26 protein-coding genes are annotated in these 26,527 nt (G+C 37.5%); 3 read left to right on the forward strand and 23 right to left on the reverse strand.

Annotated features, from left to right (window positions below; genetic code table 11):
• Positions 1–43 precede the first annotated feature (43 nt).
• The 12 genes from recD2 to BHF68_RS10500 all read right to left on the reverse strand — a co-directional run bounded on the left by recD2 (position 44) and on the right by BHF68_RS10500 (position 13,721).
• Entirely contained in the window at positions 44–2,248 is a 2,205-nt protein-coding gene (gene recD2, locus BHF68_RS10445; protein ID WP_069643592.1) for an SF1B family DNA helicase RecD2, read from the reverse strand.
• Positions 2,249–2,288: 40 nt separating this feature from the next.
• Positions 2,289–3,458, reverse strand: coding sequence for a DnaJ domain-containing protein (locus tag BHF68_RS10450; protein WP_069643593.1), 1,170 nt, complete (start codon positions 3,456–3,458; stop codon positions 2,289–2,291).
• Positions 3,459–3,586: 128 nt separating this feature from the next.
• Positions 3,587–5,293, reverse strand: a complete 1,707-nt coding sequence (locus tag BHF68_RS10455) for a methyl-accepting chemotaxis protein (protein WP_069643594.1) — start codon at positions 5,291–5,293, stop codon at positions 3,587–3,589.
• 28 nt (positions 5,294–5,321) lie between these two features.
• Positions 5,322–5,810, reverse strand: a complete 489-nt coding sequence (locus BHF68_RS10460) for a chemotaxis protein CheW (RefSeq protein ID WP_069643595.1) — start codon at positions 5,808–5,810, stop codon at positions 5,322–5,324.
• Positions 5,811–5,882: 72 nt separating this feature from the next.
• A complete protein-coding gene (locus BHF68_RS10465; RefSeq protein WP_069643596.1) occupies positions 5,883–6,278 on the reverse strand; it encodes a response regulator in 396 nt (131 codons plus the stop codon).
• Between the two features lie 4 nt (positions 6,279–6,282).
• Positions 6,283–8,595 (reverse strand): ATP-binding protein, encoded by a 2,313-nt coding sequence (locus BHF68_RS10470; protein WP_084019372.1) that lies wholly within the window; start codon positions 8,593–8,595, stop codon positions 6,283–6,285.
• Between the two features lies 1 nt (position 8,596).
• Positions 8,597–9,067, reverse strand: a complete 471-nt coding sequence (locus tag BHF68_RS10475) for a chemotaxis protein CheW (protein WP_069643597.1) — start codon at positions 9,065–9,067, stop codon at positions 8,597–8,599.
• 51 nt (positions 9,068–9,118) lie between these two features.
• Positions 9,119–11,230 (reverse strand): chemotaxis protein CheA, encoded by a 2,112-nt coding sequence (locus tag BHF68_RS10480; RefSeq protein ID WP_069643598.1) that lies wholly within the window; start codon positions 11,228–11,230, stop codon positions 9,119–9,121.
• 3 nt (positions 11,231–11,233) lie between these two features.
• Entirely contained in the window at positions 11,234–11,839 is a 606-nt protein-coding gene (locus BHF68_RS10485) for a TetR/AcrR family transcriptional regulator (RefSeq protein ID WP_084019373.1), read from the reverse strand.
• 193 nt (positions 11,840–12,032) lie between these two features.
• Positions 12,033–12,494 (reverse strand): chemotaxis protein CheX, encoded by a 462-nt coding sequence (locus tag BHF68_RS10490; RefSeq protein WP_069643599.1) that lies wholly within the window; start codon positions 12,492–12,494, stop codon positions 12,033–12,035.
• The gene (locus BHF68_RS10495; protein ID WP_069643600.1) at positions 12,494–12,913 is read right to left on the reverse strand and encodes a bacteriohemerythrin; all 420 of its coding nucleotides are present in this window, start codon (positions 12,911–12,913) and stop codon (positions 12,494–12,496) included. Before BHF68_RS10495 ends, BHF68_RS10490 begins: the two co-directional genes overlap by 1 nt.
• 121 nt (positions 12,914–13,034) lie before the next feature.
• Entirely contained in the window at positions 13,035–13,721 is a 687-nt protein-coding gene (locus BHF68_RS10500; RefSeq protein WP_069643601.1) for a heparan-alpha-glucosaminide N-acetyltransferase, read from the reverse strand.
• Positions 13,722–13,844: 123 nt separating this feature from the next.
• Between BHF68_RS10500 and ytvI the strand changes: the two genes are divergently transcribed.
• On the forward strand, positions 13,845–14,906 hold the full coding sequence (gene ytvI, locus BHF68_RS10505; protein WP_069643602.1) for a sporulation integral membrane protein YtvI: 1,062 nt from the start codon (positions 13,845–13,847) through the stop codon (positions 14,904–14,906).
• A gap of 72 nt (positions 14,907–14,978) precedes the next feature.
• Here the strand turns inward: ytvI and BHF68_RS10510 are convergent, their stop codons facing one another.
• The 6 genes from BHF68_RS10510 to speD all read right to left on the reverse strand — a co-directional run bounded on the left by BHF68_RS10510 (position 14,979) and on the right by speD (position 18,725).
• The gene (locus tag BHF68_RS10510; protein WP_069643603.1) at positions 14,979–15,410 is read right to left on the reverse strand and encodes an NUDIX hydrolase; all 432 of its coding nucleotides are present in this window, start codon (positions 15,408–15,410) and stop codon (positions 14,979–14,981) included.
• 144 nt (positions 15,411–15,554) lie between these two features.
• Positions 15,555–15,914: a hypothetical protein gene (locus tag BHF68_RS10515; protein WP_069643604.1), complete on the reverse strand. Its 360-nt coding sequence runs from the start codon at positions 15,912–15,914 to the stop codon at positions 15,555–15,557.
• A gap of 5 nt (positions 15,915–15,919) precedes the next feature.
• Positions 15,920–16,609, reverse strand: a complete 690-nt coding sequence (locus BHF68_RS10520; protein WP_069643605.1) for a peptidoglycan recognition protein family protein — start codon at positions 16,607–16,609, stop codon at positions 15,920–15,922.
• 67 nt (positions 16,610–16,676) lie between these two features.
• Positions 16,677–17,105: a spore coat protein GerQ gene (gene gerQ, locus BHF68_RS10525; RefSeq protein ID WP_069643665.1), complete on the reverse strand. Its 429-nt coding sequence runs from the start codon at positions 17,103–17,105 to the stop codon at positions 16,677–16,679.
• A 94-nt stretch (positions 17,106–17,199) separates the two neighbouring features.
• Complete coding sequence (locus BHF68_RS10530) at positions 17,200–17,631, reverse strand: cell wall hydrolase (protein ID WP_069643606.1); 432 nt, start codon at positions 17,629–17,631, stop codon at positions 17,200–17,202.
• A gap of 218 nt (positions 17,632–17,849) precedes the next feature.
• Entirely contained in the window at positions 17,850–18,725 is an 876-nt protein-coding gene (gene speD / locus BHF68_RS10535) for an adenosylmethionine decarboxylase (protein WP_069643607.1), read from the reverse strand.
• A 229-nt stretch (positions 18,726–18,954) separates the two neighbouring features.
• Between speD and BHF68_RS10540 the strand changes: the two genes are divergently transcribed.
• On the forward strand, positions 18,955–19,293 hold the full coding sequence (locus BHF68_RS10540) for a YckD family protein (protein ID WP_069643608.1): 339 nt from the start codon (positions 18,955–18,957) through the stop codon (positions 19,291–19,293).
• 177 nt (positions 19,294–19,470) lie between these two features.
• Entirely contained in the window at positions 19,471–20,907 is a 1,437-nt protein-coding gene (cls, locus tag BHF68_RS10545; protein ID WP_069643609.1) for a cardiolipin synthase, read from the forward strand.
• 147 nt (positions 20,908–21,054) lie between these two features.
• On the opposite strand, the gene BHF68_RS10550 is transcribed toward cls, so the two are convergent.
• The 5 genes from BHF68_RS10550 to BHF68_RS10570 form a co-directional block, all read right to left on the reverse strand.
• Positions 21,055–22,263, reverse strand: a complete 1,209-nt coding sequence (locus BHF68_RS10550) for a MalY/PatB family protein (protein ID WP_069643610.1) — start codon at positions 22,261–22,263, stop codon at positions 21,055–21,057.
• Positions 22,241–23,140, reverse strand: a complete 900-nt coding sequence (locus tag BHF68_RS10555; protein WP_069643611.1) for a pirin family protein — start codon at positions 23,138–23,140, stop codon at positions 22,241–22,243. Before BHF68_RS10555 ends, BHF68_RS10550 begins: the two co-directional genes overlap by 23 nt.
• 27 nt (positions 23,141–23,167) lie before the next feature.
• Positions 23,168–25,051, reverse strand: a complete 1,884-nt coding sequence (locus tag BHF68_RS15390; protein ID WP_069643612.1) for a DUF2207 domain-containing protein — start codon at positions 25,049–25,051, stop codon at positions 23,168–23,170.
• Positions 25,052–25,071: 20 nt separating this feature from the next.
• On the reverse strand, positions 25,072–25,641 hold the full coding sequence (locus BHF68_RS10565; protein WP_069643613.1) for a LemA family protein: 570 nt from the start codon (positions 25,639–25,641) through the stop codon (positions 25,072–25,074).
• Positions 25,642–25,780: 139 nt separating this feature from the next.
• Positions 25,781–26,503, reverse strand: a complete 723-nt coding sequence (locus BHF68_RS10570; protein WP_069643666.1) for an amino acid ABC transporter ATP-binding protein — start codon at positions 26,501–26,503, stop codon at positions 25,781–25,783.
• Positions 26,504–26,527: the final 24 nt, after the last annotated feature.

The following is a 26,527-nucleotide window of genomic DNA, read 5'->3' on the forward strand; positions in this document are numbered from 1 at the left end:
GTCTGCTTCATTAATAACATAACTCAATTTGTCGCTAACTTAACTAGCAGTCATTATTGTTGTCTTGTAGTCGGTCGGTAAGCCTTGTATTTCTGTTTGTTGTTTTGTTGTTTCTAACGGCCATACTAATGGCTTTTTTTGTGCCGACTAATATGATTACCTTTTTGGCCCTGGTGATACAAGTGTATATAAGGTTCCGTTGTAGCATCATATAATGTTGCATGGTAAATGGTGCTATAACTATACGATATTCACTACCCTGACTTTTATGAACTGTCGTCGCGTATGAAAGCATTACTTCGTCAAGCTCTGTTACATCATATTCTACTGGAATATTGTCAAAAGTAATAGTTAAAGTGCGCTCTTCACGGTCTACATGAGTAATGGTGCCTATATCTCCATTAAAAACATTCTTATCGTAGTTGTTCTTAATCTGCATGACCTTGTCTCCCAAACGGTAGGTTGTACTTCCATAGGAAATGGAGACAGTAGATGGGTTCAGTGCCTGCTGTAATACGATATTAAGATTGACAGCCCCAGTATCTCCTCGCTGCATTGGACACAATACCTGAATGTCGTTTATTGGATCTATCTGATAATAGCTTGGTAGGCGCTTGGTGCACAAGCCTTTAATAGTGTGAGCAATACGAACAGGATCTTCCTCCTCAATAAAGAAAAAATCGCTATCATGTCCCGTCTTCAATCTCGGAATTTCTCCATTATTGATGCGATGGGCATTCATAATAATATCGCTACCCTGGGCTTGTCGGAAAATCCTCGTTAGCTTTACCACGTTCACCGTTTCAGAGACAATTATGTCCTTCAGAACATTCCCTGGTCCCACGGACGGTAGCTGATCAACATCACCTACGAGGATAACTACCGTTTCGTTAGCAACGGCTTTTAATAGATTAAACATAAGGACAACATCTACCATAGATGTCTCATCAACAATCAATATGTCACATTCAAGTTGATCCTGCTCGTTCTTTTTATAGCCTTCCGTTGGCTTAAATTCTAATAGGCGGTGGATGGTTTTAGCTTCCATGCCTGTTGTCTCCGTCATACGCTTGGCTGCCCTACCTGTAGGAGCTGCTAATAATACTTTGCCACCAAGGTTTTCAAAGGCTTTGATAATTGCAAGTGTAGTTGTTGTTTTTCCCGTCCCTGGCCCACCTGTAAGCACCATAAATTTCGACTGAATCGCCGTCTGAATTGCTTGTCTTTGTACTTCGTCGTAACGAATCTGATGTTCATTTTCGATATTAGAAATGATTGTGCTAACTTCTCTGTCCTGGTAGCGGCTCGGTGTTTTGCTAATTTCCTTAATTCGCCTCGCCGTGCCAACTTCACTGTAGTATAGGGATGGCAGAAATATAGCATCCTCAGTATGCTCAGTGCTATTTAATAACTCCAGTGGCATGATGTTATCTGTTGCAGTGGATTTTTCTAGAATGACTGTCCTATCAATTACGATTTGCTCTAGGGTTTCGTTAATTCGTTGTCTTTCTACCTCTAATATTTCCTGTGACTTCTCTAGTAACTGCTCTCTAGTTGCAAAGCAATGACCATCATTGGATAGTTCATTAAGAACATAAACAATCCCTGAACGACAGCGTTCAAAGGAGTCTTTGGCATAACCCATTTGTTGAGCAATGCGATCGGCTGTCTTAAAGCCGATGCCCCATATATCATCCGCCAGTCGATAGGGATTGGTTGTAACGATATCAATGGCATCGTTACCGTATGTTTTGTAAATCTTTACTGCATAGGCTGTAGATACGCCGTTACTTTGTAGAAATAACATGACGTTTTTGATTTCCTTCTGTTCCACCCACGCCTTCTTAATCATATTAACTCGCTTCTGACCAATCCCTTCTACATGGATAAGGTCATCAGGCTGTTCTTCAATCATGCGTAAAGTGTCTTCTTTAAAATGTTTCACAATCTTACGGGCATATACAGGTCCTATACCCTTGATAAGTCCACTGCCTAGATATTTCTCAATGCCAGCAATTGTTGCTGGTACGGTCTCTTCATAGTCCTGACAAGCGAATTGCTTGCCAAATTTGCTATCCATTTTCCATAGTCCACGAAGCTGAATAACTGCACCGACATTCACGGACGCTAGATTCCCGACTACAGTTACTAAGTCTACATGCCCCTTCGAGCGAATTTTGAGCACACAAAAACCGTTTTCCTCGTTTTGGTATGTAATTCTCTCTACTATGCCACTCAAACGCTCCATAGTCTCACCTGTGTTTGTATTTATTTCTTTGTTTATGCATTTATTTTTTTGCTAATGATTGATATAGCTCTTTAAAGGTACGATAAGTCTGTTCGGCGATGCTAAACTTCATTGTATAGTTGTTTCTGAATTCCTGTGAACAAGCAAAGAGCTCATCGATTTTTTTGTTGATTTTATCTACAGCTTTAATTGCTGCTGAACCCTCTGTCTCTGGTAATAATATTATGTATCCATTACCGTTCCAACGGCTAATGCAGTCGAGATGCCTTAGATTGTCAGCAATGACAATACCAATTTGCTTGTAAATCTCATCTTCATCGTTCTTCTTTCTGACTATTATAGCATTATCATCAGATTTCCGTCGTATCACTTCACAGACAACTACGGAAAAAACATTACCATAACGATTATAGCGAATTTGCTCTAGCCGCGCCCGCTCAACGAATGCGCGTTTATTAATTACCCCTGGTATTTCTTCTAAAAATAGATTTCTTTTTGCCTTAAACATATAGGTGCGATTACGCTTTTTTAGACTAGCTAATTCTTTAAATCTATTAATTATAGCTGTGAGGTCGTTCCGCCCAAGATAGACACTCCAGTCGTTATTTTCATATACGATATTCTTTGATAGCTCGTCCTTCTCTTTACGGCCCATGATATGGTTTTTCTCAATTACCTTGACTTCTAAATCAGCTACCATTTCATAGGTGCTATTATTCATATTAAGTCCACGATAGATATCCTGCACTTCGCAGTCGTATCTTAAAAGCTCATAGACCTCCGAGACTAGCTGCTGCCATTTGATAAAATCTTGTTTGGCTATATATTGCTGATCCCTCTCTGATAACATATCGAAGGCCGTATGGTATTCTTTCTTAGAAATGCAATGGAGATAATCTAGCAATACACCTTTAATTTGCTCACGTTCTACGTTGCTGTGGTAACATCTATTATTATTTTGGTAACTTGAGCTATGTAGTCTACTATTTTTTTCTACCCATTTCATAAAATATTGCTGACGTCGAGTCGGATCACTAAGTATTTCATAAGCTCGGATGATTTCTTTCATTTTCGATTCTGCGTTATAGGATTTATTAAGGTCTGGGTGGTATTTTTTTGAGAGCTTCCTATAAGCATTATTAATCATTTCTGGCTCAGCTAAGAAATGAACTTGTAATATCTTATAATAATCTTCCCAAGCGCTGTTCATTGCCAACCCATCCCTTCTTAATAGATGTTTCAGTGAAATCACCGTATACTACCGACATTATAAATTATTACCACTGATAGTACAAGAAAGGCACCTAGACAGTTGATATCTAGGTGCTCTCTACTATTTTAGAACTTCTCAAAATCTTTTTCGTCAAAGTCAAAGTCATTTTCTTGGTATTGGTCTTTTTTCTGCTTAGGCGTTCCTACTGCTGGCAACTTCTTCGTAGCTGTTTTTACCTGTTGCGACCGTTGCTGAGCCATTACAGGCTGGCTATCGTTATCTACCTTAAACACGCTTACTAGCCTAGCTAGTTCCATTGATTCGCTACTCATGTTCTCACTTGAACTTGCTATCTCTTCAACTAATGATGCGTTTTGTTGTGTAACTTGGTTTAGCTCATCAATGGCTCGGCGTATATCTGAAGCTGCCACTGTCTGTTCCTTAAGGGATGCAGATATCTCTCCAACCACGTCTGTTGTCTTGCGAGTATTATCGACAATAGCGTGTAAGACTTTTTGTGTGTCTTCCATTTGTTCATTTCCTCTATCAACCCGTTCAATACTACTCTTTATTAGCCTTTCTATTTCTTTTGCAGATTCAGCTGCTCTACCTGCTAGATTTCGTACCTCTGCTGCAACAACAGCAAATCCTCTACCTTGCTCGCCAGCTCGTGCAGCTTCAACAGCAGCATTTAATGCAAGTAGGTTTGTTTGGAAGGCAATATCATTTACAGTAGAAATAATTTCTGATATTTCTCGGCTCCCCTTGGTGATTTCAGTCATAGATTCTTGAAGATTATTAACGACTTGTTCTCCATTTCTCACAGTTTCCAAAGTGCGTTTTGATAGATTATCAGCTTCTACTGCATTAGATGAAGAAGCTTCCATTGAAGAATTTATTTCTTCTATCGTTGACGCAACTTCCTCAAGCGCTGATGCTTGCTCTTCTGTTCTCTGTGACAAATCTTGGTTGCCTGATGCAATTTCCATCGAGCCGTTATTAACGATGTCCGTCGAAGTACGAACATTTTTAATAATTCCTTGTAGTTTGCCAACGAAAGCATTAAACCAATAAGCTAAATCCCCAACTTCATCCTTCGATTTCACTTCAATTCGACGGGTAAGATCTCCACCACTTTCGGCCATTTCCCGTAGTGAGTCAACTACATTTTTAATCGGATTAGTTATTGCCTTCGTTAAGAATATAGCAATTACAACACCAAAAACAATTACAGCAATTGTGACATAAATAAGCACCTGTATAGTCCTACTTGCCTGCTGGTCTGCTAGCGCAAGATTGTCTGATGTTTGAATTTCCAATAAACTATTTAGCTCAGTAATGACTCTTCTAACCTCTGCCATATGTTGTCTTGTTTCTGTTTCATAAATTTCAATAGCTCTAGATATGCCATTTTCAGCATCTGCTTCTATCACATCTAAAATCTCAATTGCTGTATTATGTAAATAGCGATGCGGCTCTTCTAATTGGACAAATGTCCGTCGAAAATCTGCTGGTAGTAATTGAAATGCTTCTGTTTCTACGACTGCATAATACCATTCTCCTAAAGCACATTTCCTATGGTCAAGCTGGCCCGTAAACTCCTCACCAGTTACAAACATATTAGCCAATCCATTAACCCAGTTAAGATGATCAACTTCTCGCTCTACAAAGAAAATAAAATCTTCCATTGTTTCTAACGCGTTAATTTGTGCTTGTTGCTGCATTTCCATAAAATAATAAACTGCTCCACCCATTGCAATAATCATAATAAAAATAACTATAAAAGCGCCTAGTAATTTCGTTCCTATATTTAGTTTGAATCTTCCAGACATATAAACCCTCCTTCTTTTTTATCGGTGTCTAATTTGCCTCTTGTAGGACATCGTTTGATTTTTTAATTTTATTGTACTCTTCGAAACTCATAATCTTATCAGGATCAAGTAGCATGATAATTCGATTATCATATTTCGCCATAGCTCTTATATGCGACGTCATGACATCACCAGCAAATTCTTGATCAATATCCTGTAAGATATCCTCTGTAAAATTCACAATATCTGATACACGTTCGACGATAATACCCATTGTCTTTTTGTTTACTTCTAACACAATTACGACGGTGTGGTTGTCATAGTCGATTTCTTCTAATTGAAACTTTCGGCGCATATCAACCACAGGTATTACATTACCCCTGAAATTAATTACTCCTCTAATGGCATGATTGGCATTAAAGACTTTTGTAAGCTTTTGGTGACGAATGATTTCTTGGACTAGCATAATACTTACCCCATATTCTTCATCGCCAATTTGAAAGGTTACAAATTGTGTAGCCGTTGTTCCTTTTTCCATTTGAACTCCCTCCTAAAACTTTTCGAAATATTTTTCGTCAAAGTTATAGTCATCTTGTTGGAATCGGTATTTTTAAATCAATTTAAGCTTGCACATCACCTCGATTAGCTTTTCTGTGTTTATTGGTTTTGAAGCGTATGCGTTTGAACCTAAATCAAATGCTTGTTGTACCATATCAGTCTCACCTAAGGCTGTTGTCATGATGATTTTCACTTGCTGGTCCTCGGTGATGTAATGCTGCTTTTCTAGGTCTCGTATTGTCTTTAGAACTTTTACCCCATCTACCTTAGGCATCATAATATCTAAGCAAATCAAATCATAGGGCTCTTTATATTTCATAGACATCATATAGGCTTCAATCGCCTCAAGACCATCTACTACTAAGTCACACTCTCCATATTCAGATAGTATTTTGTGCAAAAACTTTCTGCTTACCATATCATCCTCTGCAACTAAAATCTTTAACATTTTCTCACTCCTTTAGCTGTACTTGCAGTCCATTTAAAAGTGCTTGTTTGTTATCTTTTGCTTGTTCTATATTTTCTCTTCTTGCAGCAAGCTCAATTTTAAAAGCCAATCTTTTTAGCTCGTCTAGTTGCATTTGTTCGAGCAAGTTTTTAAGTGAATGTGCAGCCTTCTCAATTAACGTAAAAGATTTTGCAGCAAAGGCTTTGTTTAAATCTTTAACCATTTCTAACAAATGTGCTTTTGATACCACGGGAGAAGCATCCTGTTTTTCAAATACTATCTCACCGTGTTCGTCGATAGTCACTTTGTCCGAAAAACCAGCAGTAATATTCTTGTGCTCTTTCTGATTATACGCTCTATATTTCCTAATAAAGTTTGCTATTAGTTCTGCTAGTTTAGCTTTATCAAAGGGTTTAGAAACGTATTCATTCATTCCATATGCTAGGAATTTTTCGCGATCACCGTGAAGTGCAAAGGCTGTCAAAGCAATAATTGGTGTGTGATTATTTTCTCCTTCCCGCTCTCGAATGATCTTAGTGGCTTCGATACCATTCAATATTGGCATCTGAATATCCATGAGAATTAAGTCATAATGGTTATTATCATGCAGTTCAACTGCTTCTTGCCCATTTTCAGCTAAATCGTATGAATAACCTAATTTTTCTACCATCTTTGTAATGACCATCTGATTAACTTTCGCATCTTCTACAATAAGTATATGGGCTTGCTCAAGCTTTTCCTTCGTTGAATAGACTACTTGAGTTGCTTCACTATTTAGCTTTGGTGATTTACCTATTTGCAATGGTACGGTCAAGGCAAATTCACTTCCTCGCCCTTCTTCACTAATTACATCAAGCTCGCCACCCATAAGTTCAGTTAGTTCTTTACTTATTGTCAGTCCTAAACCAGTACCCCCATATTTTTTGGTAAATGAGCTATCTACCTGGGTAAAGCTATTGAATAACTTCTTCAAATCTTCGCTGGATATGCCTATACCTGTGTCTGCGACGGAAAATCTTATATATAAGTCAGTAGCATTTTTATGTGCTAGTTGAACCTTAACATTGATACTTCCATGCTCTGTAAATTTGAGTGCATTGCTAATTAGATTGTTCAGTATTTGCATGATTCGTAACCTATCCCCAATTAGATACTCAGGTATATCTTTACTGATAGAAAAACTAATATTTAACTCCTTTTCCTCAGCGTGTAGGAGATGGATCTTCTTCATTTCTGCTATCATTTCTTTGAGGTTAAAATCTTTTTTGTTAAGTTCCATTTTCGTAGCTTCTAGCTTTGAATAATCCAGAATGTTGTTGATTATTGTTAGCAGTGAGTCAACACATTTTTTTGCCGTTATCATGTTCTCTTGTTGCTCCTGGTCAAGCTCTGTTCTAAGAGTCAAATCTATCATTCCGACAATTCCATTAAGAGGCGTACGTATCTCATGGCTCATATTTGCTAGAAATTCACTTTTTGCATGGTTTGCAGCCTCAGCATCCTTCTTTGCTTGCTTCAAAGACGCTTCAGCCATTTTCCTCGATGTTATATCAAGGATGGCCCCTATATATCCTGAAAATTGATTGTCTATATCATAATAAGGGGCTCCAGTGTTAACAACATAGCGGTATTGCCCATCTGCCCGTAGTAAACGCATTTCAATTTCATAGGACTCTTGCTTTTCAAATGATTGGGAGTACAGAGTATAGTAAGCATCAAAATCCTCTGGATGAATCTTTGCCCACATCTCGACTACGGTAGCTCCTGTTTTAAGGCCAATAAAATCGAGAAAGCTCTGATTCATATAATCACTACTACCCTTATTATCCGCTAGCCATACCATAACTGGTAAAGTATCTAGCATTTTCAAACACGATTCTTTCTCCCAGTTTAAACGGTTTGCATTTTCAATAGATTGTGTTACTCGCTGACTAACATCACGAAAAACAATCGATGCTCCTGTTATCTGACCCAGTTCATCAAGAATCTTAGTACAATTGGCAGCTATATAGATTGGCAGGGAATGTTTTGTTTCCAATACTGTGTTTCTTTGAAGACCCGTTTGATGCATTCCTTCCTGAAACAGTTTTAACAGTGGGCTAGGCATTGGTTCTCCTGTTTGAGCATGAACAAGGGAGAATACGATATCAAAATCCTTCCCCAGAGCATTTTCTTGTTCCCATCCTGTTAGTGCTACCGCACTTATGTTAATATATGTAATTATCCCTTGCCTATTAACGGCAATAACTCCGTCCCCTAGGTTATCAAGGATAGCATCTTTATTTGGTTTCATGTGATTAACTATACCGTTTTCCATATTATTCACCCGTAGTGAGTTTCTCACAATCTAGAATCATCTTTACTTGATTGCCAACTCTTCCAATTGCTTTAATATATTTCTCGGAGCCTTCCCCTAAATCCGGCGGCGGCATAATATCCTCTTCGGGTATGACCATGACTTCAGATACTTCATCTACGATAAATCCTATTGTAATATCATCAATATCTATTATGATTACACAAGTTCGTTCTGTATATGGTTTCCACTTCCGCTGAAAGCGCAACCGCATATCCATTACTGGAATAATTCTTCCCCGGATATTGATAATGCCTCTAATGTATTTAGGCATGTCTGGAACCACAGTAATCGGTTGTATACCAATGATTTCTGTTACATATCCGATGTCAATACCGTATGTCTCATCTTCAAGTATGAATGTTAAATATTTATTCTTTTGCGTATCCACATCATCAATATGCTCAATTTCTAATGATTGTTCCTGAACCATAGAAATTCACCCCCCGTATTCTATCATTCTATGAGCTCTCATTTTGTTTTTTTAAGCTATCTCATGTTTAGTAGATTTTGATCGGTTATGAAGTCCTGCTATATCAATAATTAAGCTGATGCTTCCATCTCCTAAAAGCGTACACCCAGCGATACCTTCTACATTTCTAGTCTTTTTGATATAGTTTGGTAGTGCTTTAACGACTACTTGTTGTTGGGCTAATAACTCATCTAAGAATAGGCAAATCGTTTTTTCATCTTGCTCAACCATGACAAGAATACCGTCGGTTAACTCTGTTACCTTTGTCTCTACATTGAAGTATTGATGAAGCCTAACTATAGGGTAGCAGTATCCCCGTACCATTATAATTTCTCGTCCGTCAGGATCTTTTATATAATCATCTACTTTTGGTCTAAACGACTCCTTGATATTCATAATAGGGATAGTGTAACTTGCATTACCCACCTTGCAGTTCATACCGTCTATGATTGCTAGTGTCAATGGTATCTTCATTATAAATGAGCTACCCTGGCCTTCTACGCTTTCTATATGAATTGAGCCCCCAACGGATTCAAGGTTTTTCGTGACGACATCCATACCTACACCTCTACCAGAAAACTCTGTTACGTTTTCTTTCATGGAGAAACCTGCTTTAAGGATTAGGCTAAATACTTCTCTGTCTGTCATTTCTTCCATGTCTTTATCTGCAATTCCGTTTTTACGTGCTTTCTCGTAGATTTTCTGTTTGTTAAGCCCTTTACCGTCATCTTTAATAATTATTAATACATCGCTTCCAGAATTCTTAGCTTCTATGGTAATAGTACCAACCCTTGGTTTTCCTAGAGCTTCACGCTCATCGTTCCCTTCAATCCCATGATCAATGGCATTTCGAATCAGATGCATTAGTGGATCCCCTATTTGCTCTATGATGTTCTTATCCACCTCTGTTTCTTCACCAATAACTTTCAATTCCACTTCTTTTTGTAATTTTTTGCTCATATCACGGAGAATTCGTTGCATTTTCATAAATGTTGCCGATAGTGGTACCATGCGAATAGACATGACCATGTCCTGCAGTTCAATCGTTATCTTATGTAGCTGGCGAGCTGCGGTATGAAATTGATCTAAGTCTAAGTTTTTAAGCTCTGGATTCTGGGTGACCATTGCTTCTGCTATGACCATTTCACCTACGATATCCATTAATGAATCAAGTTTTTCTACACTGACACTTATCATGCCTTGGCCTTTGCCCGAAACCTGTACTTTACTATTTTGTGTAACTGCCATTTGTTGTGATGTAGGTGTTGCAGCCTGTTCTGGAATTTTTACGGCCGTACCTTCATTTGTTTGCTTAGGTGTTGAGAAGTGATACCATTCCCCTTCGTCCTCTATTCTTTCTATTGATAATTCTTTCATAAATAAGGTTTCGTTCAATATTTTTTCTAGCTCTTTTTGTTCTGCTTCTGTTTCAACATAAATATAAAAACCTTTTTCTTTAATTACATCTGCAGATTGTTCATTCTCAATAATGTCTTCTGGAATATAATACAATTCTTGTGCAAAGTCTTTTAGGCTATGGACAACTGAAAATGCTCTAATATTCTCCATTCCACAACCGTCATCAAAAACAATTATAGCTTTGTAACGATTACTCATTTCACTTTGTTTTTTCTTTTGTGACACGTCTGGAGCAATGTAGTATTGTTGTCGTATGTTTGTGTCTGTTTTTGTAGTTTCAACTGCATTAGGTGCATCTGCTTTTAAGAATAAAAGATATTCTTTGTTCTTTTCGATAATTATAGTGGCGTCACCATCTACTGGCTCTGCACTATTAATCTTTTCTAGCTCTGCTTTAATAAAATCTATACCCTCAAAGATTAAATCTGATAATAGAGAGCAGTCTACATGATCAAGTTTGTTTTCCCGTAGAAAGTAAAAAACATCCTCCATTGAGTGCGCCAAGTTAGCTACATCATTAAATAACATCATTGCCGAAGAGCCTTTAATCGTGTGCATGCATCGGAATATCTCAGCTATAGCAGACTCAGAAAAACTACCTTCTCTCTCACATTGCATTATTGTGGTTTCTAGTTGTTCAAGCATTTGCGTCGTTTCATATATATACATTTCTAACATAGGCGCATTGGAATATTGTTCAGACATTTTTCAATCCTCCCTCCATGTCTTCTCTGCAAAAGCACATAATAACATAGTGATAGCCTCTAAGCCTTTATCTTTCAAGGAAAAATTATAATTTTGTAAACGCCACTTCAAACACAGACGATTAAAACTACCTATAAATACATCTGCCAACAAAATGTGATCTATATCTTGATTTATTAGCTTAGAATCCTGAGCTTGTTTAATCAATTTACTAACGTAATTTGAACGGCTGTATATAATCTCCTTAATCTTTTGCTCTAGTTCTTTATCATATCTAAATTGATCGTACCCTAGTAAAACCACAGTAATAGCTGGGTAGTTTTGGTAATAAGTGGTGTACGCTTCAAAATAAAATCTGATTGACTCCATAGAATCTAATTTTTTCAATTCAATTGTTTTGTTAATATCTTGATCATATTTAGCAAAATGATCTAGCACAGATAATATAATGTCATTTTTACGAGTAAAGTGTTTATAAATTGCCCCTTCTGTAATTCCTTCCCTATTAGCAATTTCTTTTGTTGTAAGTGACTGGATGCCCTTTTCGTTCATAATATCAATTGCCGTTAATGTGATTGTCTCTCTTCTATGTAATATGTTTAACTTCACATTTCCACCCCATCTTCCGAATCAGCTATATAAGTGAGTGTTTACTTACCTTTAATATAAGTTCAATATAATACTACTAATGCCTCACATACAATAGGACTTATGTCCATATTTCCCATAAAAAAACCTTCTCAATACGAGAAGGTTTTACTATGTTTTGTTTGGCATAAACTATTTATTTGGTATAAACTAACTATTTTTCTTTCAATACTATATGTACATCAAATGCTCCTATGGAAGTCTTCATTGTCACTTTAAGGGCTTTTTGAGAAGCCATAGATAGGGATTTATATTCTCCTACAAAAATTTGTGGCGGTACAATATCACAAACGTAATTACTAGAGGTTAAATTTGTGACTGCGTTACCTCCCACTATATTAGCTATTTCACCAAGTGCCGAAGAAACAAAACTATCAATATCATCCATTTTCATACCACACATTATTTCTACCATATCTAAGGTCATTTGCTTTGGAAAGCTAAATAGAATACTGCCTCGCAAATCGCCAGTGACCCCTAATGTAACGTTTGCTTCTTTACTAGAAATCATTTCTTCAACAACGCTCATTTCACCTTTTTCCACAGGTAAATCTAGCATAAGCTGAAATACATCTTTAGTAGCCATATAGAAGGGGTTGATATATTCTACCTTCATTATTGTTCCCCTCCTTGTTTCTGTGCATATTCACCAAGTTTTTGATCAGTAGCAGCAACGTGCAAAATTAACCATGTCATGAGCTTACCACTAAACTCCTGCACAAGCTCCTCTGTATAGCCCTCTTCCTCTAAACGAACTGCATACTTACCTACAGCCTCTTTAAACTTCACGTGCTCTTGTTTATGTTTTTCCATATCTGGGTATCCGATTTTCTCCTGATATGCTTCCTCATCATCAAAGTGGAAAATAACATATTCCTGCATAAACTCCATTGTTTCTTTTACTTTATCTAACTTATCATCCCAATTACCTTTATGCTGTACAGTCTGTATAAAAGATGAAACCCTGCCAAACAATTCTTCATGCTGTTGGTCAATTACAGATACACCAATCTTGTACTTTTCCTTCCACATCATAAGCGAACCCTTCCTTTATTAGTTAATCTTTATAATATATCTTATTCTAGGTTTTTCTTTAGATTCCTGCTAATTGTCTGAAAATAGTAGCGTTCTAATCTTTTGGTAAATTATTACCGATTTATAAAATGCCTGTTTCAACAAGAGCTAGTATAATCGCTATAATCACTGGTTGATGAAGCAAATATATTTTTAAAGAGTTCCTACTTAAAAATAAGATTGGTTTGCTTTGAATCTGAAATGAAAATAGGCTTTTACGCTGATAATAGTAAACCCTATACGCTATAATCCCTAAAATAAAAACTGATAAGTATGGTGCCAGTGGATAATAATCAACGGAACGAAATCCAGGATACATAATCCCTACTGGCAGTAATAAGCTTGTATTTAACATTATCGTTTTAAAATAAAAGCCCATCAATGCATTTACCGCAGCAAGTGTAAACAATGTCCAGCTGTCAAACCTTTTTAACAGCGGGTATAACATCATACTTGTCCCAAGAAAGTGTAGTATCCCAAACCGCACATATGTATCTCCAAAAAACACAAGTGTCACAACAGTTATAGCCATACCGAAACCAAACACCTTCAAGCCTGTCCTTGCAACATTTTTGCTTGTTAGCCCGCTACTTATGCCAGATACAAACATAAATATCATAGCAGCAAGTTGCCCTTCCCAATACCAAAAACCAGATCTATAATTAATCTCATAATCAGCAAAATAGTTTAAGTCATATACCATATGAAAGATTACCATAAGTGTAATCGCCAATGCCCTAAGGACATCTATTTCCCAAATTCGATTCATTCTATCTCTCCAAACTAAACCCTAATCGGTTTTACTAGTATTAAACAATAAAATGTAGTAATATTATATTCGAGTATTACTTTAAAGATAGCTGCTTATCTTGTGACATTAGAGGAGATGCATATGTTCCAGAAATCAACACTCATTAAAGTACTTATTTTCATCCTTGCTGTAGCTGCTATTGTATTTATTTATCAATATGCATCTGGCTTCGTTCCAATTATTCTTGCTTTTCTAACAGCATTGATGCTTGAGCCGTTAGTGAAATTTATTCAAAAAAGGGGAAAATTCGAAGGTCGCTTGCCAGCTGTTGCTATTTCTTTTGTAGTTTATGTGTTGCTTTTAGCAAGTATTATTTATTTAACTGTAACGAAGATTTTTCAGCAGCTTATACGTTTACTGAATCAATTACCAAATTACATATCCGATGTTTTGATATTAAATGAATACTTAGCCACAGAAATTAATCGGTTAATTGCCGATATCCCACAAAAGCACTTAATCATAAATGAAATAGAAAAGCAAGGCGAGGTTCTGTTGACTAAAGTATCAGTATTTACGCAGAACTTGATTCCTATTATTGCTTCCTCTGTACAAGCATTACCAGCATTATTAGTAATTTTTATCGTTTATCTTATTACCGTGTTTTTATTCAGCTTGGATTTGCCACTTATTATCAAAAAATTCTATGGCCTCTTTAAAGAAGAAACAGCAGAGAAAATTGCTTATGTGTTTGATAGATTAGGAAATGTAGTCGTCGGTTTCTTCAAGGCTCAATTTTTAGTAAGTATCGTTATATTTATCGCATCTTATATCGGACTATTAATTATCGCACCTGAGCGAGCATTTATTATGGCAATTATTATCTGGATTATTGATGTGATTCCATTCATCGGTTCTATCTTAGTCTTAGCGCCGTGGATTTTATACTCACTATTACTAGGAAATACTTCCCTAGCTGTAAAGCTGATTATACTACAAATCGTACTTTTAGCCCTACGCAGAACTCTTGAGCCTAAAATCATGGGAAGACATATTGGTTTAGCAGCATTGCCAACACTATTGTCTATGTACTTTGGTATTTATTTCCTAGGTATCGTTGGGCTTGTGTTAGGACCAATAATATTTATCGCTGTTAAGTCAGCTTATGAAGCTAAGATATTTACTATTAATTATAAGTTATAAACCGACACTTTAATTAAACCAATTATACAGCTTAACCCAACGACTGACGTAAATTATCAATTGTTGGGTTTTTTATTTTAAGGATTCAAATACGCGATTAGCGTCCCACGCATCCATATCCGATTTTAATTCAGGAAGGATGTTAAAGTTATGACGTTCCATTGGAGTGACCCATGCAAAATCTTGGTGTTCCTCAGAAAGTTTGATTGCTACTGATGGACTATTACATAAATATGTAATGCCAACTACTTGCACTAAAGGATTTTTCATAAAACTCCATACCCATATAGGTCGTAATACGTCTACATCCAAATGAACTTCTTCATAAATTTCCCGTTGCAATCCAAGCTCTGGTAATTCCCCAAAGGCTAGCCCTCCGCCCGGAAGCTCCCAATAGGCAGCATCTTGCCCAGGTTTTTTAGGTCTTTGTAATATCAAAAAACGTCCGTTATGTTTGATTAAACCCTTGATGGCTAGGTGAATCTGATTGTTTTCTTTTAGCATTACGCTTCCTCCGTTCCTCTATCTCAATCCTCTAGATTATACTAGTATCTTAACAGAGTGAGAAGGCTAAGACATATAGATTATCGGTTTTTTCTATAATAAAAGAGCAAGGACTTTTACACCCTTGCTCTATATCGTCAAAAATCAAACAAACTTCTGATGACCGTTCTCAAAATCATAGCCCATTAAATTCTTACCATTATCTAAGTAGCGCTTTAAGTAAATAACGGCGTCTTCTATTAAGCTATCAATTTGTTTTTCTGTATACAGCATTCTTAGTACTGTAGGCATTACTTCATAAAATCTCTCGACTACCTTAGCATATTTTAGTTCCCCTGTGCCACTTCCTAGTTGTTTTTCCGCTTCTACAACAAAAGTTAATATCATCTTTTTTACTAGCTTTTTGTTACCTGTTTTATAGGCAATTAATGAACCAATTGCTGCTACAATGATAAACATCAAATCGATAAAGTTACTGCTTATTAGCTTCAATACTATTTCCATAATTATCACCCTCTATTAGCATCTTCATGGATTCTTTTTAACAGTAGCATTGTTGCCCAGACTGGCATTGGTTCATCAATCTTATTCAACCACAGCTCTTTATTATTCAAAAGCCCATTATCTGCCAAATACTCAATACCATCTTTTTTCCACTGTGGTGGGTTATTATTACCTTGATTATTTTCTGAATTGCTGTCAGTGTTGTTAGTTTGATTGTTTAGTGACTCTATTTCTTCTAGCTTAGCTTCGATGTCTTTGATAAATATGCTCCATCTATCAAGAAGTAGGCGCGGACAGTTTTTACCACTCCAATATTTATGGGTTTTAACTCTATCAACATCCCAGTTTCTTTTATAAAGCAATTCTGCTATTAAGTGCACGGCATTTTCCCATACATGTACTTGGTCTCCACTTTCGCAAACCTCAATACCTATACTAGAATAGTTGCCTTGTCTCGTTCCTGCATGCCAAGCTACCTCACTAAGTGGTATTGCTTCTACTGCTTGTGATTCATCAATAGCAATATGCCAGCTTGCTGACCTGTCATTATATTGATTAGTTAACCAATTACGCTCATCCATTGCCGTGCTTCTTGGATTGGCTGTATTATGGACGGTGATTGACTCCATTGTTGTTTCTATACCAGGACGTTTACTTTGTGATTTCGGTATATGCTTTACAATATATTCATACATATATTACCCTCCACTCCCCTATATAATATATTTGACCTTTCAACTTGTTATTTATAATAAAAAAAGTTTAACTTCTAGCAAATGGTACAGCTGGTATGTCGTTAAATGGATAGTCATAATCAATCTCTTCATCAAACTCTACATAGTCTAAGTAAACCATCAGCAATAGATATCGTTGTCCTGTTTCTGGATCACTTAATATAATATGATCACGTCCAGCAGCTTCAATAATCCCTTCAAATACCTTAGTATTGTTCTCTCTTCTACCCTCAAAGGTCATATAAACACGTGCTAGCTTGCCGCGATTTAAGCGTAAAATGTTTTCAATATAAGACATCTCCAATGGTAGCTGTCCTGGAGCAGGCGGTTGCGGAAGCATACCCCCAACTGGTGGAAATCCAGGTGCAGGCATTCCTGGCATTGGCCAGCCTGGCATTCCTGGCTGCATACCTGGCATACCTGGCGGCATTGTACCTGATCGTCTTTGTGGTGCCATCTGACCATACTGAGGTCCACTCATACAAGGCATATTATATGGGTTTTGCATAATATATCTTCCTCCTATATTTAAATTTCTTAAATTATGTGTGTTAAAAAACGCTATAAACTTGTGGACATTCTGCTGGTAAAGGTGTGTAAAAGCAGTGCGCTTTATATCTACCTGAATTCCACTGACTCCACCACTGCGCTGGACAAGGGCCATCTGGTCGGAAAAACCAGAGAGCAAACTCAGCTGGATTGTGCCTTTCGCCAGCTATTAATTTACGAGCTAAGCGTATATCTACTTCCCTAGCTCGTTGATAAAAGTAACCATGCTGTATAGCTTCAAAGCCGCCTGGTGATTGATATGTCATTTGTGGCACTGTCCTGATGTTTACAAAATCCAAACACTCAGAGCGGACTCTATTGACCATTACATTCCCAGCCATTAACATACCTAGCTGCCCTTCACCTTCAGCCTCTGCACGCATTAAGCGTGCAAGCATCTTGACATCTTCTTCGGTCGTTTTAATTACTGCCATAGATTTCACCTCTTTAGGTTCAATACACTAATAGAATATAAACTTTTGTCACGATTTGTGCCTATAATATTATTAAAATGCAAATAAATGGGCTTTTAGGGAAGTAAGTCGTTATAAAAAATAAAAAGACCTTGCACTCGCCTAGTTAACAAGCAAGTAGCAGGTCTTTATTACTGATATTTATAACTGAATATTTTTAACTGAAAAACATTATTTATTTAATTCATATTCCGTCCGTAGAAAATCTCAAGCATTTCTTTTTTAATACGCTGCTTGATTTTGCCACGTTCCCTAGGTGTCAGCTCTTTTTTATCTGTACCAAATAAATAGTGGTTTAAGTCGAATTCACGCAGCAACATTTTCGTGTGGAAGATGTTTTCCTGATAAACATTAACATCAATCATGTCGTATGCTTCGCGGGTTTTACCACTCATAAAATTTTGAATTGAATTAATTTTATGGTCTATATAGAACTTGTCGCCATTAACGTCCCTTGTAAAGCCACGCACGCGATAATCTATATATGCTATATCTGGCTCAAAGCTGGTAATTAAATAATTCAATGCTTTCAGAGGCGAAATTTCACCACAGGTCGAAACATCAATATCTGCTCTGAATGTACTAATACCGCGATCAGGATGGTTCTCAGGATAGGTATGTACAGTTATGTGACTCTTGTCTAAGTGACCAACAACACTTTCTTTAGATCCTGGTGTTTTTTGTTGTGACTGTGAGGTTTCACCGCTTTCAAACGATTCTGCATCAGGTCCTGGTGCTTCCGTTTGAGACATATTTACAGGTTGATCATCTTCATTAATAATCTCATTTTCAGCAACAAGCATAGTTACACTCGCACCCTGTGGATCGTAATCTTGATTTGCAATATTTAAGATATTAGCACCTATAATATTCGATACCTCTGACAGAATTGTAACTAGACGCTTAGCGTTATATTCCTCATCGATATATTCAATATACTTCTGTTTTTGCTCATGGTCTTTAGCATAGCATATATCATAAAAATTGAAGCTTAGTGTTTTTGTTAAGTTATTAAATCCATATAGCTTTAATTTCTCAACTGGTTTGATTTTCATTTGATACCCCTCCAGATTCCTATCCATATTGTTTGTTAAGTAGCACTCTCCTATACACATTGACGATTATACAAAACAGCGCCCATTATTACAATCATTATTTATTTCCGTGCGCGAGATACGGAGTACTTATGTAATAACATTTTCTAACTCTATTGCAAATAACATTTCTGATAATTCTAATTCTAACACAAATACTATTTGTAAATCGAGAAAAGGAGTGTTGTTCATGCGTCGTTTATGGTTAACAGTTTTAACTACACTTTTACTGACAGTTTTTATAGGTGGTTCTCCAGTCCTTGCAGAAATGCATACGGCTGAGAATACAAAAGCAGAAGTTAATCTGTCTGTAGAACAGAAAAATGAGTTAGCCAAGATCCATAAAGACTTATTGCAAAACAAAAAGCAACTAATCTCCAAATATGTCGAATATGGTGTAGTGACTAAGGAACAAGGTGATAAAATAACTTCTCGGTTTGATGAACGCTATGACAAGCTAGAGAAAAACGGATTTGTACCTAAATGGGATGGATCTAAAAAGCATAAGCCTGGCTGTAAATGTCATTAATAACAGCGTTCACGCAACAGGGCACCTATCATTAGATAGGGCCTTGTTGCTTTTTAAATAGTAACTAATCATTTTCTGCAAAATTGACAATACATTGTACTAAAGCTATCTTTTAAATAAGAACCAGTTAGGAATAGTTTAAGGGTAAATTAGAACCGTTAAAAGAGTGGTGATTCAATGATTGTATGGCCAGGCTTTTTAAGTGTTATTTTATTAATTAACATCATCTTTACAATTATTATTATCTTTATCGAAAGACGAAATGTAACCTCGACCTGGGCATGGGTTTTGGTTTTAACATTTGTGCCTGTGCTAGGGTTTATTCTATATTTGTTTTTTGGCAGAAAGCTCACTAAAAAAAACATGTTTAAAATTGATAAGGAGCATTATAACTATTTAGAAAAAAACATAAAAAAGCAGCAGCAATTACTTGAGAAACGCTCCACTGAATATCCAGAATTCATCCAAGAATATAGAGAATTAATCCACATGAATCTAAATCACCACTCCCCACTTACGTTACATAACGATATTGAAATAATTACCGATGGACGCTGGAAATTTGAGACTTTATTAAGTGACATCGATCAAGCTAAAGAACATATACACATGTTATATTATATAGTTCGCAACGATACAATTGGCAACGAACTACTTGTTAGGCTGGCAAAAAAAGCGAGGATGGGTGTTGAGGTTCGCTTACTATACGATTTTTTGGGCTCGAGGAATTTACCACGGAAATTGCTAGCTGATATCCGTAAGGCTGGTGGCAAGGTGGCATCCTTCTCCACATCAAGATACCCGATTCTTAATTTCGAGGTGAACAACCGTAATCATCGTAAGCTTGTTATTATCGATAGAAAAATTGGCTACATTGGTGGATTCAATGTTGGTAACGAGTACTTAGGGCTTAACAAATCCTTCGGGTACTGGCGTGATACCCATTTAAAAATAGTTGGTGAAGCCGTCGCCCACCTTGAACAACGCTTTCTGTTAGATTGGCGGCATGCGACTAAAGCTGAGATTTCCCTTGATGTAACCCCTAAGCCTCTGCACCAGTTTGGAAAAATGGGTATTCAGATTGTTTCAAGTGGCCCTGACTCTGACGTAGAGCAAATAAAATTGGGCTATATTAAAATGATTTTAAGTGCTAAGAAATATATATACATTCAGACACCCTATTTCATACCTGATGAAAGTTTATTAGATGCTTTAAAAATTGCTGCGCTGTCTGGTGTAGATATTCGCATAATGATTCCTAACAAACCTGATCACCCGTTTATATACTGGGCAACATATTCTAACGTGGGAGAATTATTAAATATTGGTGCTAAGGTATATATCTATGAAAACGGTTTTATGCATGCGAAAACGATTGTTGTCGATGACAAGATAGCATCCGTAGGAACTGCTAATATCGATGTCAGAAGTTTCCGTTTAAACTTCGAGGTTAACGCCTTTCTTTATCATTCTGATAGCTTATCGCGCTTACGTATTATATTTGAAAAGGATATAATACAATCTACAGAACTAACCTTAGAATTATACTCGCAGCGCTCACTCTATATACGCTTTAAAGAGTCTATCTCACGCTTATTATCACCTATTCTCTAATTCTCTAATTCTCTAATTCTCTAATTCTTTAATTCTTTAATTCTTTAATTCTTTAATTCTTTAATTCTTTAATTCCCTAATTAAAAACTACGCCAAGCAATTTAGTTTGCTTGGCGTATATTATATATTGCCTTAGTATACTGTATATTACTTTAGCACTTTATCCATTCTTTGTAGCCCTATCTTTAGCATACTGTGTGGGCAAGCGAAGTTCATGCGCAGAAAACCTTCTCCACCCTGCCCGAAGGTGCTTCCCATATGTAACGCTACCTTAGCTTCCTTTACTAAGCGTTTTTGAATCTCTTCGTCACTTGCACCCGTTGATTTTATATCTAACCACGCTAGGTACGTTCCTTCTAGCTGTACAAGCTTAACTGCAGGCCAATTTGCTTGTACGTGCTGCTCAATTAACTGTAAATTCCTATGCAGATATACCATTAAATCAACTAGCCATCGTTCACCGTGTGTGTACGCTGCCTCTAATGCAATTAAGCCAAAAATGTTATTGTCATTGAGTCCAGCGTTATTAATTTCAGTAATTATTTGTTTACGCTTTTGTTTACATGAAATTATTAGGTTAGATATATGTAGTCCTGCCAGATTAAAGGTTTTCGTAGGAGCTGTGCATGTAAAGGTGATGTTAGCAATCTCTTCACTAATTGAAGCCGTTGGTATATGTTTGTAATCAGCAAACACTAAATCCCAATGAATTTCATCTGAGATAATGAATACATCGTGCTTTAGACATAGCTCACCCATTTGTTTAAGTTCATCTTTAGTCCATACCCGTCCAACTGGATTATGAGGACTGCATAACAAGAATATTTTTGTCTTCGGATTTGCTAGCCTTTGTTCTAAATCATCAAAATCAATTTTATAGCTTCCATTCTCGTATACTAATTCATTGACCGATAGCTCTCGTTGATTAGAATTCACAATCCTGGCAAAGGGATGATAAACTGGCTGTTGAATTACAATCTGGTCACCTACATTAGAGAATGTACGCATTATAAGTGTAATCCCATAAATCAATGTCGGTAATGTTAAAATCCAGTCTTGATTTACCTCCCAGTTATGACGATTGGTAATCCAGTTTGTAATCGACTCTTTATAAGACCGTCCAGGTAGTGTATAGCCATATATTCCATGCTCTGCGCGATTTGCTAATGAATCTATGACAGGCTGAGGACTTTTAAAATCCATATCAGCTACCCAAAAAGGCAGCACATCATCCTCCCCAAAAATACTTTTACAATTCCATTTCATCGTATTTGTGTTTGCGCGATCAATAACTTCACAAAAATTATGACCTGATACAAACTCATTCTTTTCATTATCCTTTATAATATTCCTCATGTACGTCATTCCCCTTTTTCTGCTGTTCAGTCTTTGCATGATTTATAAACGTTCCTTGATCAATCTCTGCAAAAGCTTGCTTTAATTCATCGTCTGTATTCATAACAATTGGCCCACCCCAGGCAATTGGCTCTTTCAAGGGCTTAGCAGCAAATAGTAATAAGCGAATTCCCTGGTTAGAACTTCGGACAACAAATTTTTCACCAGCTTCAAAAAGAACTGCACGTTTGCTATCAATCTTCTCCTCTTCGAAAAACGCTGACCCTTCGACAATATAGATAAATAGCGTTTTATCGTTATCCGTTTCCATCGACCAAGTACTATCTGCAGCTAACTTAACATCAAGAAATTGCATATCCACATAGTCTGCTTTCATAGCACCGTTGATGCCTTTGTAGTTACCTGACAAGACCTTAATAATGCTATTTTCCTCTTCTACCGTAGGTATTATTTCAGAAGTAATATCGTTATATTTTGGCTCTGTCATTTTATCTTTTTTCGGTAAGTTCAGCCAAAGCTGCACTCCGAGCATTCGCTCTGAAGGTTTTGGCATTTCTTGATGTATTATACCGTTGCCAGCTGTCATCCATTGGCAATCACCGTCTGTTATTACCCCTTTATTACCCAGACTGTCGCCGTGCTCAATCTTACCAGAGATTAGATAAGTTACAGTTTCAATGCCTCTGTGTGGGTGCCACGGAAAACCTTTAGTATAATCATCAGGGTTCAAGGAATCAAATGCGTCTAGCATTAAAAATGGATCAAAATCATATACAGTCGGTCGACCAAGTACACGTACCAATTTAACTCCAGCGCCATCATGTTGAGTATCGCCCGTAACTATGCTTTTAACTCTCCTGTATTTCTGAATTTCCATATCTAATCGCCTCCAACTATAATGTTTCTAGCGAGCTCCGCCGCCGCCTCCACCACTAAAGCCTCCGCCTCCACCGCCAGAGAATCCGCCGCCGCCTCCGGAGCCCGAAGACGTTTGACTCGTAGCTGTGCTGATGGATTTCTGGACACTTTGACTTATGGTGGTAGTCATATTGTCGATGTTGTTACCTAGACTTGCCTGATTCATTGCATGTACGTTGTAGTAGTACCAGCCATGCCCGAAGCGGTAGTTGTCTTGCTGTAAATTCGGGTAAACAAGCTGTAGTTGCTCAATAACCTTCTTAGCGACACCGAGTGGAATCGCATACACTAAATAATGCTCCCAAACCACCAATGATGGAATGTCATGACGATCCATATTTGAAAAATGCTGCAAAAATCGTCTAAAGGCTTGCCATTTCACATACTGCTCCTGCCCTTCACGCGACCTGCGTTGGTGAAAGATTAAGCTTATAATATAAATAACACTTGCGATTATTAGTGCTATAGAAGCAGCAATGAACTGACCGTCTATAGCTATCTGCCAAATCATTATTATAATACCTAATATAAAGCCAACCACTCCAGCAATTGCGTGCTTTCCTACATTACCTGAAGAAGGCGCTTCGAAAAAACGGTGGCTTCTCGCCTGTTTTTGAACTTTCTTTTTCCATGCATCCCAAAACTTCATGAACGCTTTATCATGCTTTTCCGAATAGGTTTCTAGCTCATGAAAGGTGACTGTTTTATTATCCGTTGCTACATCTTCGAATAATAGCTGTAGCACCCTCTGTTCATGGTCAAGTAAATCAGTATCTTTTATTGATTTAGAGGGGTGTAATGTTAGCTTGTAATCAATTGCCTCTGTTGTACGGAATAGCCCCTTAACATCCCTAGTCGTTTCTTCAATACTAAAGTAGCCTCGTCGAGCCAAATCCATAATAGTAGCTGTAAAATCCTCTGCCCTTACGTTATCAAAGCGCCATAAGCAGCCTAGCTCAGCAGGTGTGTATGCACCAGGAAGCTCACGGTAATAATCTCCCTCAAATGACGCTTTATAGGCTTTCCCATGACGAGACCACATTATTATGCTGTACACCAATCCTGTTATAAAAATGATTGGTACGAGAATCCAATTCACCCTAGCTTGCTCTCTTCGCTTATTGGCTTCGTCGGCCCATTTTTGCTCCTGCTCTAAAATTAATGGTAATGCCAGTTCGCCTGTCTTGTTGGTTGCTGCTGGAACAAGTTCAACTGGGAATGTAACTCTCCCCGTTAAAGATGCTCTAGCTGATAATCTATCTATATCCCACGTTACAAGCTGTGTATTATTGATTGTCACATTGCCGTGAAGTGGACCGTGTCCCCATGCACGGATATCGTTTTCCTGCGCGCCTTCAGGCAATTTCAGGTTAATCTCTACCTGCTCAACACCAACCTCCCAGTCATCTCCAATAAACTGGTAGTAGAGCTCAGCCACATCCTCATGAACCCTAACAACATTAAGCACTCTATATTGTAATGTGAATGTGCGTTGTTCATCCGTCGCCTCAAAACTCCAATCAATATAGACGGACTCAGGTTGACTGTCAACTAAATATGTACCTGGAGGCCCAAATTCGGTTCCTGGATTAAATTCATAGGGCTGGCCGTTTTCTAACACAATGATATCTACAATTTCTTCACCAGGCTGCGTGTATATCCATTGATAAAGACCATAGAAACTCCCATTAAAGTTAGCAGTCCGCTCTTCTGTCACGAGCATAGATCCATCTTCTAATATCTCTGCTTCTATATTTAACTCAGGAAAGCTATATGAGCGAGCCTCAGCATGCTCAGCAAAACTTAGCAAAGTAAACATAGCTATCGCAACTATAATTGTTAACTGTAGTAACCATTTATATCTATACATACTCGACCCTCCAAAATCATCTATCTATCAAGATTTACGTTTACTACCTGACGGGCGCCGCTATCTTCGCTTATGTTAAAGTATTGTGCCGATTGAAACTGGAACAAACCCGCTAATAGATTATGGGGAAACATCTCAATCTTTGTATTGTATTTTTGAACTGTATCGTTATAGAACTGACGAGCAAAGCTAATTTTACTTTCTGTGTTAATTAACTCCTGCTGTAGCTTGCGAAAGTTCTCGTCAGCCTTTAAATCAGGGTAGTTCTCTGCAACAGCAAACAGAGTCTTCAATGTGCTTGCTAACATATTCTCTGCACCTGCTTGCTCATTTATGTCATCTGCCGCTAAAGCGTTGGTTCTAGCTTTTGTGACATTTTCTAGTGTTTCTCGTTCATGGCTAGCGTAGGCCTTAACTGTCTCAACTAAGTTAGGGACTAGATTGTACCTCCGCTTCAGCTCTACGTCTATTTGAGCCCAAGCATTGTGTACACGTTGCCTTAAGGCTACAAACTGGTTATATAAAAATGCTATTACTGTACCAATAAAAACAATGATAATAATTAGTGCTATTGTTGCTGTACTTGACATAGATAGTACCTCCCCAAATAAAAAACATAACTCTATCTCAGTTATACTGAACTAAGTTTTCTTTATTATATAATAATACCGCAAAAAAGAAGCCAATTACCATGTAATTTTGATAACTGACTTCTACTTATAACATTAGTTAGAATATTTGGCTCAAGAACTCTTTTGTACGTTCGTGCTGTGGATTGTTAAATATTTGCTCAGGTGTACCTTCCTCTACTATAATTCCTTCATCAACATAGACTACCCGATCAGCAACCTCCCTAGCAAAACCCATTTCATGGGTTACGACCATCATCGTCATTCCTTCGATGGCTAAGTCTTTCATAACCTGCAGTACACCGCCAACAAGCTCCGGATCTAATGCTGACGTAGGCTCATCAAACAGCATTACCTTTGGGTGCATGGCTAGTGCCCTAGCAATCGCGACACGCTGTTTCTGTCCACCTGAGATAACAGAAGGATACACATCTGCTTTATCTAAGAGGCCTACCTTATCTAGCATTGCTCTCGCTTCTTGTTCTGCCTCAGACCGCGGTATTTTCTTTACTTGGGTCAGGCCCTCCATGACATTACCTAGCACGGTCATATGAGGAAAGAGATTAAAGTGCTGGAATACCATCCCGACTTCCTGCCGAAGCAGGTGTAAATCTTTGCCCTTAGGATTAATTGTTTTGCCATCTATAGTTATTGTGCCTTTTTGCGGACGCTCTAGAAAGTTGACGCAACGTAGCAATGTGCTTTTCCCTGATCCACTGGCTCCTATAATAACGACAACTTCACTCTCTTTAACTGTAAGGTCGACACCCTTTAAAACTTTGACATCACCATACCATTTATATAAATCTTTTATTTCTATCATGTTTTTCATATTATTCTGCCTCCC

The sequence above is a fragment of the Desulfuribacillus alkaliarsenatis genome, assembly GCF_001730225.1.
GTDB lineage: Bacteria > Bacillota > Bacilli > Desulfuribacillales > Desulfuribacillaceae > Desulfuribacillus > Desulfuribacillus alkaliarsenatis.